The organism is Polaribacter sargassicola (assembly GCF_021991835.1).
In the GTDB taxonomy this organism is placed as follows: domain Bacteria; phylum Bacteroidota; class Bacteroidia; order Flavobacteriales; family Flavobacteriaceae; genus Polaribacter; species Polaribacter sargassicola.
Genome location: NZ_JAHDAU010000007.1, coordinates 1 through 12,260, shown reverse-complemented (window position 1 = coordinate 12,260; position 12,260 = coordinate 1). Strand labels below are relative to the sequence as shown.

At 32.1% G+C, this 12,260-nt stretch carries 8 protein-coding genes; all 8 read right to left on the bottom strand.

Going from position 1 to position 12,260, the window contains the following annotated elements; genetic code table 11:
* Window positions 1–16: 16 nt before the first annotated feature.
* The gene (locus KI686_RS11835; RefSeq protein WP_237589530.1) at window positions 17–1,591 is read right to left on the bottom strand and encodes a sulfatase family protein; all 1,575 of its coding nucleotides are present in this window, start codon (window positions 1,589–1,591) and stop codon (window positions 17–19) included.
* A gap of 12 nt (window positions 1,592–1,603) precedes the next feature.
* Complete coding sequence (locus tag KI686_RS11830) at window positions 1,604–4,198, bottom strand: glycoside hydrolase family 3 C-terminal domain-containing protein (protein ID WP_237589529.1); 2,595 nt, start codon at window positions 4,196–4,198, stop codon at window positions 1,604–1,606.
* Window positions 4,199–4,216: 18 nt separating this feature from the next.
* Complete coding sequence (locus KI686_RS11825) at window positions 4,217–5,611, bottom strand: glycoside hydrolase family 30 protein (protein WP_237589528.1); 1,395 nt, start codon at window positions 5,609–5,611, stop codon at window positions 4,217–4,219.
* Window positions 5,612–5,618: 7 nt separating this feature from the next.
* Window positions 5,619–7,217 (bottom strand): alpha-L-fucosidase, encoded by a 1,599-nt coding sequence (locus tag KI686_RS11820; RefSeq protein WP_237589527.1) that lies wholly within the window; start codon window positions 7,215–7,217, stop codon window positions 5,619–5,621.
* Window positions 7,218–7,240: 23 nt separating this feature from the next.
* Window positions 7,241–8,761, bottom strand: a complete 1,521-nt coding sequence (locus KI686_RS11815) for a sulfatase family protein (protein ID WP_237589526.1) — start codon at window positions 8,759–8,761, stop codon at window positions 7,241–7,243.
* A gap of 1 nt (window position 8,762) precedes the next feature.
* The gene (locus tag KI686_RS11810) at window positions 8,763–9,815 is read right to left on the bottom strand and encodes an alpha-L-fucosidase (protein ID WP_237589525.1); all 1,053 of its coding nucleotides are present in this window, start codon (window positions 9,813–9,815) and stop codon (window positions 8,763–8,765) included.
* A 17-nt stretch (window positions 9,816–9,832) separates the two neighbouring features.
* The gene (locus KI686_RS11805) at window positions 9,833–11,431 is read right to left on the bottom strand and encodes a sulfatase family protein (RefSeq protein ID WP_237589524.1); all 1,599 of its coding nucleotides are present in this window, start codon (window positions 11,429–11,431) and stop codon (window positions 9,833–9,835) included.
* A gap of 32 nt (window positions 11,432–11,463) precedes the next feature.
* Window positions 11,464–12,260, bottom strand: a 797-nt coding sequence (locus tag KI686_RS11800) for a PIG-L family deacetylase (RefSeq protein ID WP_368735870.1), incomplete at its 5' end; no start/stop codon positions are given.

The window sequence follows — 12,260 nt, the reverse complement described above, 5'->3', positions numbered from 1 at the left end:
TTACTTTTGTTGAATATTAATTCCAGTGTTTTTTAATAATCTCAAGAATTTCTGGATTATCTGCATCTGTATCACCAATAGCCTCGCGTTGTTTTAAAATTTCAGCTTTCATATCGGCAATAATATCTTTGTATTTTGGGTCGTTGTATGCGTTGTGTAATTCGTGCGGATCTTCTTGTAAATCGTAAAAATCCCAGAATTGATTTTGAGCAGCTCCTTTGAATCCGTTGCCGTAAAAGAACGCTAATTTATAACGTTGTCCGCGAATACCAAAATGTCCAGGACGATCTGTGGAATGATCCCAGTAACGATAGTAGCCGTAATCTCTCCAATCGTTAGGTGTGTTTCCTTTTAAGTTTTCACGGAAACTGCGCCCTTGCATATCGTTTGGATAATCGATTCCGGCATAATCTGCGAATAATGCTGAAAAATCTACATTTTCGATTAAATCTTTATTTCTTGCGCCTGCTCTTACTTCTTTTGGATAACGAATAACGAACGGCATGTGAATAGATTCTTCGAAAATTAAACGCTTATCGAACCAACCGTGTTCACCCAAAAAATAACCTTGATCTGCAGTGTAAATTACTACAGTATTTTCTGCAAGTCCGTTGGCTTCTAAATAATCTAAAAGTTTACCAATATTATCATCTACCGCGGCACCAGAACGCATAAAATCTTTCACCATTTTTTGGTAGGTTTTGTAACGTGCTTCCTCGTTAGTTAATCCATCAACCGAAAATGGTAACCCTGGATAATTCATGAAATCATGTCTTAAAGAAGGATCTGCCGTAGCATCTAAATAACGTTGCTTTAAATTATCCATAGATTGTCCTAAAAACGAACGCCCTGTTACAGATGCACTGCTGTCGTAAAACGAATCTGGCACTGGAATTTCTTCATCTTTATAAAGATGCGCAAAACGCTCTGGGTAATCGTAAGGTTCGTGTGTTGCTTTAAAATGACACATAGCCATAAATGGTTTATCCTTATCTCTATTTTCAATCCAATCGATAGTCATATCAGCAATAACATCCGAACTATAACCTTTGTATTGTTTACCACCTTCGTAATAATCTTTCCAATTATCAGCAGTTTTAATTACTGGATCGTGATATTCTCCTTGACCAGGAAGCACTGCATAATGATCGAAACCTGCTGGTTCTTGTTTTAAATGCCATTTACCAATAATTGACGTTTGATAACCACCTTTTTGCATTTCTTTAGCAATGTTATTGTATTGTGGCGATAAACCAGCATCTAAAATTTTAACGCCATTTACATGACTGTATTGCCCTGTTAAAATAGTTGCTCTACTTGGTGTACAAATAGAGTTTGAAACTAAACAATTTTCTAGAACAGTACCTTCATCTGCCAATCTAGAAATATTTGGTGTGTGTGCGTAATTTTCTAATATACCACCATAAATTCCCCATGCTTGAGAAGTATGATCATCAGACATAATAAATAATATATTAGGTCTTTTTGAAGTAGCTTCTTTTTGCTCTTCTTTAGGTTTATTTTTACAACTAGTTATAAATAACGCAAAAACTAAAACTATAATAATATCTAACTGCAGTAACTTCTTCATTTATATAAAAATTTAATTTATAACTTCTAGATTTACTGTCTCAAAATTATTTGACGCAGCACCAATACCAATTTCAAAAATTCCTGATTCAACAATTTTTTCACGTTTTATTGTATCAAAAAATTCTAAATCTTCTGGTGTAATCTCAAAAGTGACTGTTGTTGATTTTCCTGGTTTTAATCTAATTATTTTTATTCCTCTTAAACTTTTTAAAGGTCTTTTTACAGAGCTTTTAACATCTTTTACATATAATTGTACAACTTCATTTCCTTCTAAATCGCCTATATTTTTAACTTTAACAGAAACCTGAGTTGTACCTGTTTTGGTGATTTTGGTTTTTGATAATTTTAATTTATCATACTTAAAATTAGTATAACTTAAACCATGACCAAAAGGATATAAAGCTTCGCCTTTATAATATCTATAAGTTCTACCTTTCATACTATAATTAACAAACGGTGATAATTCTTTGTGTGATGTGTAAAAAGTTACTGGTAATCTACCAGAAGGGTTATAATCACCAAACAACACATCTGCAATGGCTTTACCACCTAGCTCACCAGGATACCACGCCTCTACAATAGATGGCAAATTATCATTTTCCCAATTAATAGCCAAAGCACTACCATTTAATAAAACTAAAATTACTGGTGTACCCGTTTTATGAAGTGCTTTAAGCAACTCTGTTTGTACTTCTGGCAAATCAATATTTGTTTTATCTCCACCATCAAAACCTTTTGAGTTTACAGGCATTTGCTCTCCTTCAACACCAGGAGAAATTCCTCCTACAAATACTACAACTTCAGATTTTTTTGCTAATTCTATGGCTTTATCAAAAGATGATTTTTGTTTAGAAGCCCACATGAATTTTAATTTTGCAGGATAACCTTCGTGATAATATTTAATGTTTACTTTGTAAGACTTTCCTTTTTCTAAGTAAACAGTTTCTTTAAGCACTCTTCTTTTTGGTCTATCTGAATTGTCTACAATTACTTTTCCATCAATTTCTAAAGTATATGCTTTATGATGACTTTGTAATCCTAAATCATAATCACCAGAAATTTCTACTTTAATATTTCCTATATATTCTACTGCAAATTTAGCTTCATCTAATCCTTTAACAGGGCTTAAGTTCCAATTAGAGTTAATAACTTCTTCTACTCTGGTTGCAACTGGTTTTCCTGAAAAATCATGATTATTATAATAAGTTGCTTGTAACCCTGTTTCATCTCCAAAACTTAAAAATTCTGCAGAAACTAAAGACATTGTAGGTTCTTTAGAAATTAATTCTGTACCAGCTTCATAATATACTTTTGTATCTTTTGAAACCTTATTTTTAATACCGTCTAAAGGAGTAAAATATTGCGATGGAAACCCATTATAATTACCTAAAAGCACTTCTAAATCATTTGCATTAGGCCCAATAACTGCTATAGATTTTAAATCTTTTTTTAACGGTAAAGTTTTATTTTCATTTTTTAATAATACTATAGATTTTTGAGCAGTTTCTAATGCTAAATCTCTGTGCTTTTTAGAACTTACCACATCCATAGGAATACTTGCATAAGGTACAATTTCTGCAGGATCGAACATTCCTAATTTAAAACGAGCTTTTAGTATTCTTTTTAAAGATACATTAATTTCTGCCTCAGTAATATCTCCAACTGCAACTGCATTAATTAAAAACTCGTAACGAGAACCACAGTTTAAATCGCAACCAGCTTTTACAGCTACAGCGGCAGCTTCTTCTTTAGAATCTACATAATTATGATAATCATGAATATCTCTAATTGCATTACAGTCTGAAACAACAAACCCATCAAACCCCCAATCTTTACGCAAAATTTCATCTAATAACTGATGACTTGCACAACATGGTGTACCCATATATCTGTTATAAGCTGCCATAATAGAGTATGCTTTACCTTCTTTTACAGTAGCTTCAAAAGCAGGCAAATAAGTATCATATAAATCTCTTTCTGTAGTAGCTGCATCAAAAAAATGTCTTTCTGGCTCTGGACCACTGTGTACTGCAAAGTGTTTTGGCGTTGCAACTAATTTTAAGTATTTGTCATCATCTCCTTGTAAACCTTTTACAAAACTAATTCCCATACGAGATGTTAAATAAGGATCTTCTCCATAAGTTTCTTGTCCACGACCCCAACGCGGATCACGAAATATATTTACGTTTGGTGTCCAATAAGTTAAGCCTTCATATCTTTCAAAAGAATTATTACGCAAAGCTTCGTGATGTTTTGCTCTTGCTTCATCAGAAATTACAGTAGCAGATTCTAAAATCAACTCTTCATCAAAGGTAGCACCTAAACCTATTGCTTGAGGAAATACTGTGGCTTTACCTGCACGCGCTACACCGTGTAAAGCTTCATTCCAATATTCATGAGCAGGAATATTTAAACGAGGAATTGCAGGTGCATCATTCATCATTTGACCTACTTTTTCTTCAAGAGTCATTCTAGATACTAAATCGTCTACACGTTCATCAAAAGATAATGATGTATCTAAATATGGTAATTTTTCTTGTGCTTTAACTAATGTTATTGCTATTAAAGCTAAAACTAATAATATATGTTTTTTATTTTTTATCACTTTAAATTTTTCTTAGGGTTATTTATAATTTACTTCTACTACCGAAATAGAATTTGCCGGAATATCTACAATTTGAGCTTGATTATCTTTTAACCAAATGTCAAAAGTTTTTGTTTTATCTGATTCATTTTTAATAAAAAGGTAAACGTTATTATCATCTTTAAGTGTAATTGTATCGCCATACCAAGATGCAGAAGCTACACGTTTCATACCTGGTTTCATAAACCTTCCAAAAAGTGCCATAGTAGCATAATCTGGATTATACGTTACTGTTTTATCTTTTCTGTTGATTTTAATTAAACTGTTTTGTTTCCATCCCCATCCACTTGAAGAGTCTTCATTTAAAATCATGTTCCAATAACAAAAATTTGGCACACCATGATTGATAAAACTGGCAACCTCATTAAATCTAGAAAATGCTTGATTTACACTATTTTTACCACCGTAGCAATTACCTTCGGTATGTAAAAATTTAATATCTGGGTAAACTGCTTCCATATTTTCTACTTGTCTAGCATTCATGTATTGTACACCAATACCATCAACCGCTTCTCTCCATGTTTTGTTTGATACAAACTCTAAACCATCTAAACGTTTTGCTGTACGGAAAGAACCTGCCCAAATTTCTGCTGGTATATTATCTTTTTCGAACTGTGGACGTAAATAATTAATTACGAACTCTCCCATTTGCTCTGGTGGCATGTGGCAAGACGGGTATTTTGTTGAAATATCCTGTTCGTTTTGAATAACAATTTTATTGACTGTAATACCTTCTTTAGCGTAAGCATCAACATACTTAGAAAAATATGTAGCGTAAGCTTTGTAAATTTTCGGATCGTCTTTTAAAACGTTTTTCTCAGGAAATTCTTCACCTCTATCCATTAACCCCGATTCTTTCATCCAACCTGGAGGACTCCAAGGCGATGCAAATAATTGCATGTCTGGATTGTACTTATAAGCCATTTGAATAAAAGGAATAACGCTTGTACGTTCTCTTTCTATAGAAAAGTTTTTCATTTTAAAGTCGTTTGCAACCTCACTATAACTATAAGCATCTATACCAAAATCACTAGCACCAATAGCTGTTCTGCACACTGTAAAATTTGCACCATTAACATCAAAAAGATTTTTCATAATCTCATTTTGCTGTGCTTCACTTAAAGACATTAATGCTTCTCCTCCTATTTCATTGAAAGCACCACCAATTCCTGTTATGGTTTGAAAAGATATATCTGGATAAATTCTAACAGAAATACCTTTACCTTCTGATTTTGCTTCTTGAGTTTTTATTGGATTAGAAGCTATTTTTTCACCTTCAACTAATTTCACATAATGCACTTTAGCATTACGCTGTGCGTTTATTGAAAAGGTAATTGATAGAACAGTAATTAATGTTAAAACGATCTTTTTCATTTCTTCTTTACTTTTTAAATTTCGCTTTTAAAACTACAGGATAACTATCTCCATTTACAGCAGGCATATTTATAGTTAAACCGTTATTTGTTTGTTTAAATGCTACTTTTCTACCATCGTATAGTTGTGTTAAACCTTTTAAAATTCCTGGGTTTACTTCGCTCGATTTTGCAAAAGAAGGAATGACAAACTCGCCTCCTTTAGGATTCATTACTATAATGTAAAAATCGTCTCCTTTTGTAGTAAATCTAACTTCATCATTAGCAAAAGCTGGAGTTGCTGTAGTACGTTGATTAAAGTGCTCGCCATGTTTTTGGTTTGCGGTAGCATTTCTTAATTCTCCTTCAACAGTTTCAACTTCTTCTCCTCTTACACTTTTTCCGTCTCCAAAAACTTTCCAAGGACGTGTGCCGTAAATGGCTTCACCATTAATTTTTAACCAATCACCAACAATAACAACACTCTTTTTAATTTCGTGAGGAATCGTTCCATCAGGATTTAATTCCATACTTAATAGTAAGTTTCCGTTTTTACTAACCGCTTCAATTAACATTTCAAGAATAGTACGCGCATTGTGTGTTAAATGACGATCTTTTTTGTAAAACCAATCTGTAAATGTAATTTCAGACTGCCAAGGATATTCACGTAAAGTATTACTTCCACCAGATTCTACTTCGTTTACAGTACCTTTTGCTTTACGTTTTAAAAGCATTACAGCATCAATTTTACCGTTTTCGCTTAAACTATTATTATAAAGTTTACGTGTTACTTCTTTGCCGTAATCACCGTAAGTAAAGTTAAATCCGTCGTTGTATAATAAATCTGGTTTGTATTTATCAACTAATTCTATGTGACGTTTTAGCCAGTTTTTCTTAATATCTTCAATAATTTCTGGTGTACGATCTTCAGGAGCTGGGCCGTATAAATCTTTTGGATCTAGACCTTCCCACCATTTGCCTTTGCCGTCTGCTTTAGTTAAACGTGCATCGTAAGGTACACCAGCGTATTTCCCGTCTTTATCTGAACCAAAAGCGGGTTTCCACCAATTTAAAAAACGATCGTCGTGACTGGTAACTCCAAATTTTAAACCTGCATTACGCGTTGCTTTTTCAAACTCACCAATAATATCCTTTTTAGGACCAACATTTACAGAATTCCAAGGGTGATAAGAAGAATCAAACAAATCAAAATGATCATGATGATTTGCTAACGCTACAATATATTTTGCGCCGTTTTCTTTTGAAAAATTGATTAGAGCTTCAGCATTAAAATTTTCTGCTTTCCACTCATTTATAACATCTTTAAAGCCAAATTCTGAAGGATGACCATATGTTTGCAAATGATATGGATTGGCCATTTTACCAAATTTCTGACGCCCAACGTCTTGCATATACATATGACGCGCGTACCAACCACCACCTTGTTCAGGTTGAGATTGCGGTCCCCAATGGAACCAAATACCAAACTTAGCATCTCTAAACCACTCTGGGCATTCATATTGCTCTGACAACTCTTCCCAGGATAATACTTTTTCTTGTGCTGTTAGCGAACTAGCTATTAACACACAAAAAAACGTACAACATATTAATTTACTAAGTTTAGGCATCAACTTTATCTTATTTAAAAAGGTTATTTTTTAGTCTTAAAATTATAGTCTTCAGGGTGATCAAAAATTCCAAATTCTTTTTTAGACAAATCTGCTGGATCACCAACTTCTTTTATTAATTTTTTTAACTCTAATGTTAAATCTTCTTTTACATCATTATAATTTTTATCATCATAAAGATTTACTAGCTCTAAAGAATCTTTTTTAAGATTGAATAATTGATAGTTATATGTATCTTTCTTAGAACTTACAATCAATTTAAAATCACCTTTACGAACCGCTCTGTGACCACCATGATTATTTACTTTTGGTTTATAAGCTTCTCCTGGCCAAGAATTATAAGCATAAAACATACTATTTCTAACTTCTTTTTTATCACCTTTAATTACAGCTGTTAAATCTTCTGTTTGTACAGATTCTGGAATATCTAAACCTGTTAAACCACATAATGTTGGAAAAATATCATGCAAATATGCTAATGCATTGTTCTTTTCATTTTTAGGAATATTTGGACCTACAAAAACCATTGGTACACTTACACTATGTTCGTAAACATTTTGCTTACCTAAAAGGCCGTGTTGGCCAAGTGCCAATCCATTATCACCTGCTAAAACAATAATTGTGTTATCTGCCTCACCCGAAGCTTCCAATGCTTTTAATATTCTACCTATTTGATTATCGGTAGCAGTAATCATTGCATAATAATCTGAAATTTCTTTTTGAACAATAGCTTCTGTTCTTGGAAACGGTGCTAAAACCTCGTCTCTAATATGATCATCTGCAATTTCAAAAGGATGTTGTGCCATAAAGTTTTCTGGCACAGTAATATCTTGTGCCGGATACATATTATGATATTCTTGTGGTGCTGTTCTCGGATCATGAGGTGCTGTAAAGGCAACATACATTAAAAATGGTTTTTCTTCTTTATAAGAATCTAAAAAACTAACTGCAGCATCAGCAAAAACTTCGCTACTAAATTTTTCATCATCTTTATACCCTTCAGACCAACCTGTTTCTGGTGTATAATCTTTTACTTTTGTACCAAAATGTCTTGTCATTCCGCCTAAAAAAGCAGATTTAACTTTAGTAAAACCTCTTTCTATCCAAGGTTCTCCATTGTGTTGTTTTCCTGTTGCAAAAGTGGTATAACCATTGGCTTTAAAGTATTCTGGAAATGTTAGTTTATCACTTTTACCTTTGTCTTCTTTGTTAAAAGCAAATTGTGCGTATACATTTGGTTCTATATTAAAATAATGTCTACCAGTCATTAACATTGCTCTACTAGGCGAACAAACAGCTGCTGTTGTAGCTCCTAAAATATAAGAATTTGTAAATGATGTACCGTTTTTTACAAGTTGATCCATATTTGGGGTTTGAACATTGTACTTATCCATAGCACCAATTGTTCCTCCTCTTTGATCATCTGTAAACAAAAAAAGTATGTTTGGTTGTTTTACTTTTTCTTCTTTTGTTTTTGCTTCTTTACAACCAAATGATACTAAAGATAAAAATAGAAGACTAAAAATTACTTTTTTTGATATCATCTTAATTCTCTTTTTTTTCTTTTTTTAACATCTTACCAACTTTCTTTAAGATTTTTACAGACTCTTTTGGTACATTTCCGTTACCATCAGGCCCAATATTTAATAAAAAATTACCTCCTTTACCATTAATATCTTTTAATTTCTCGTAAATTTCTTCTGGACTTTTCCAATCGGTATCTTTAATTTTAAATCCCCAAGAATCATTCATTGTATAACAAGCTTCCCAATAATAATCTACTTTATTTTCTAAATGAAATTGCTCTGGTGTACCAAAATCTTTTTTAAATATTTTTCTTTTAGCAACTCTATTGTTAATAATGATACTTGGTTTTAGCTCTCTTATATATTGATATAAATCTTTACCATCTTCTAAAGTCCACCAATCTACCCAATCTGCATCGAACCAAATAATATTAGAATCGTAGTTTACAATTAATTCTTTTATCTGATTTTTTAGATACTGAACATATTCTTCTTTTCTACCTTCATGCATTTTCATCATTCCCCAACCTTTGCCTTCTTCTACATATTGAGATCCTTGATGCCAATCTGTTATGCTATAATAAGTACCAAAAACAATACCTTCTTTTTTACAAGCATCTGCTAATTCTTTAACTAAGTCGCGTCCTTTCATCGGTGAATTTGCAATATCAAAATCTGTATATTCAGAATCCCACAAACAAAAACCTTCGTGATGTTTTGTTGTAATTACCAAATATTTCATTCCAGATTTTTTAGCTAATTTTACTATTTTACGAGCATCAAAATCTTCAGGATACCAAGTATTAATTAGTTTAGCATACTCTTCTGATGGTATGTTTTGATTTCCTTGAATCCACTCTGCATAACGCCCTTTATCATTTCCTTTATAAATACCACCTAATTGACTGTATAAACCAAAATGAATGAACATACCGTATTTTGCATCGGAAAACCATTGCATTCTTTGTTTAAAATCTTCTTTAGATTCTTCTAAATAATTCACCTTATTTTGAGCATAACTCAAATTAATTATAAGTAAGAATGATAAAGAAAGTATATGTCTTTTTTTCATTTAATTGATATTTTATATTAGTGTTTAATATTTTTTGCTTCTAAATAATTGTTTAGATTCTTTTGATTTAACTCGTCGCTATCACCATATTTAGTTCTCATTTTTTCTAATTGTTGATGCATTTCTTCTTTTATTGAAGCATATTTAGAATCTTCATACACATTATTCATTTCTGTTGGATCTTTTTCTAAATCATACAACTCCCATTTATCTACATCATAATAAAAATGAATCAATTTAAACTTATCTGTTCTAACACCGTAATGACGTTTTACTTTATGCTCTGCAGGATATTCGTAAAAAGTATAATAAATAGCATCTCTCCATTCACTTGCTTCACCTTTTACTAATTTTCTTAAAGATTCTCCCTGTATAGATTCATCAATTTTAACACCAGCATAATCTAAAAATGTAGGTGCAAAATCTATATTTTGTACTAACTCATCAATTACAGTACCTGCTTTAATTTCTTTAGGATACTTCATTAAAATAGGAGTTCTAAAAGATTCTTCGTACATAAAACGCTTATCGAACCAACCGTGTTCTCCTAAATAAAAACCTTGATCTGATGTATAAACAACTATCGTATTTTCTTCTAAACCATTTTCTTTTAAATAATCTAAAACTTCACCAACTCCATCATCTACAGACTGAATAGTTCTAAGATAATCATGCATATATCTATTATATTTCCAAACTGCTAATTCTTTCCCTTTTAAATTTTTAGATTTAAAATCTGCAATAATAGGATCGTAATAAGCATCCCAAGCGGCTTTTTGTTCATCAGTCATTCTATGATACTTTCTTTGAAACATGCCTCGGTACTTCGTTTTAAGCTCACCTTCCTTATCAAGCATTTTTAAATCATAAACTAAATCCATGTCTTTGTAAATACTCATTTCTTGACCCGCAGCAGCTGGTCTACCTTCATAATCATCAAAGAAATTTGCAGGTGGATCAAAAGTGATACTATCCATTAAAGTCAAATATTTTTCTTCTGGCATCCATGTTCTATGTGGCGCTTTTTGGTGATACATTAATAAAAATGGTTTTTCTTTATCTCGTTTTGTTTCTAACCAATTTAAAGCAATATCTGTAGTAACATTTGTAATATAACCAGGGTATGTTTTCTTTTCTCCGTTCTCTATAAAGTCTGGAGAATAATACTGACCTTGACCCGGTAACACATTAGAATAATCAAACCCCTGTGGTAAGCCATCTAAATGAATTTTACCTACCAAAGCAGTTTGATATCCGTTTTTTTGTAAATCTTTAGCAAAATTATCTTGATCCCAATTAAACGGACGAATATTGTCTACTTTTCCGTTTTTAAAACTGTGTTTTCCTGTAAGCATTGCTGCTCTACTTGGTGCACAGATTGAGTTATTTACAAACCCTTTATTAAAAATTACTCCTTCGTTTGCTATTCTATCAATATTTGGCGTATTGTTTAAACCATGACCGTAAGCACTAATTGCTTGATAAGCATGATCATCACTCATAATAAATATGATATTCGGTTTTTTAGCTGCAACTTCCTTTTCTTCTTTACAGCCAACTAACATAAATATTGCTAAAAAGCTAAACTTTATAAAGTTCTTTTTATTTAGAATCATTTTTTATTTTTTTTACTAAAGTTACTTTATTATTAATAATGCCATCTTACAAAAGCTTCCATTGCAGCGTAATGAGACAATCCTAATTGATCATACAAATCTGCTGTTTCTTTGTTTCTGTCTTCTGCTCGTTGCCAAAATTCTCTACTATCTGTTCCCTGAAATACAACGCCGTCTTTTTGAGATTGATGTTTAAAAATAGCTTTTCGTTTTTCTAAAACTTGATCTGGTCCCATTGGTACCGCCATTTCTATTTCATCAACTCCCCATTCTTGCCATGCACCTCTGTATAACCAAACCCAACAATCTTTCATAAAATCTTTTGATTTCAACTCTTTTACTGCTGCAAAAATAGCGTCTAAACAAACCTTATGTGTACCATGTGGATCTGCTAAATCTCCTGCTGCATAAATTTGATGTGGTTTTATCTTTTCGATTAATTTTTTAGTAATTTCTACATCTGCAATCCCTATCGGATTCTTTTTAATCGCTCCAGTTTCATAAAATGGCAATTCCATAAAATGGATTTGTTCATCTGGTAAACCTATATAATGGCATCCGGCTCTTGCTTCTCCTTGTCTTATTAATCCTTTTATCTTTCTTACCTCTAAAGAATCTATTTCGCTTGTTTTTTTATTCTTTAAAAAAGTAACTGCTTTTTTAAAGATGTCTTCTGCTTCTGGACTTTCTATTCCAAATTTTTCGTTGTAATCACATACAAAACTGGCAAATCTTAAAGCTTCATCATCTGCAACAGCAATATTTCCTGAGGTTTGATATCCTAAATGAACTTCATGACCTTGTTCATGCAATCTTTTAAAGGTTCCTC

Bases quoted from the DNA above. Each gene is read 5' to 3' on its own strand.
- KI686_RS11835 (WP_237589530.1), bottom strand. From the start codon at position 1,591: ATGAAGAAGTTACTGCAGTTAGATATTATTATAGTTTTAGTTTTTGCG.
- KI686_RS11825 (WP_237589528.1), bottom strand. From the start codon at position 5,611: ATGAAAAAGATCGTTTTAACATTAATTACTGTTCTATCAATTACCTTT.
- KI686_RS11820 (WP_237589527.1), bottom strand. From the start codon at position 7,217: ATGCCTAAACTTAGTAAATTAATATGTTGTACGTTTTTTTGTGTGTTA.
- KI686_RS11815 (WP_237589526.1), bottom strand. From the start codon at position 8,761: ATGATATCAAAAAAAGTAATTTTTAGTCTTCTATTTTTATCTTTAGTA.
- KI686_RS11810 (WP_237589525.1), bottom strand. From the start codon at position 9,815: ATGAAAAAAAGACATATACTTTCTTTATCATTCTTACTTATAATTAAT.
- KI686_RS11805 (WP_237589524.1), bottom strand. From the start codon at position 11,431: ATGATTCTAAATAAAAAGAACTTTATAAAGTTTAGCTTTTTAGCAATA.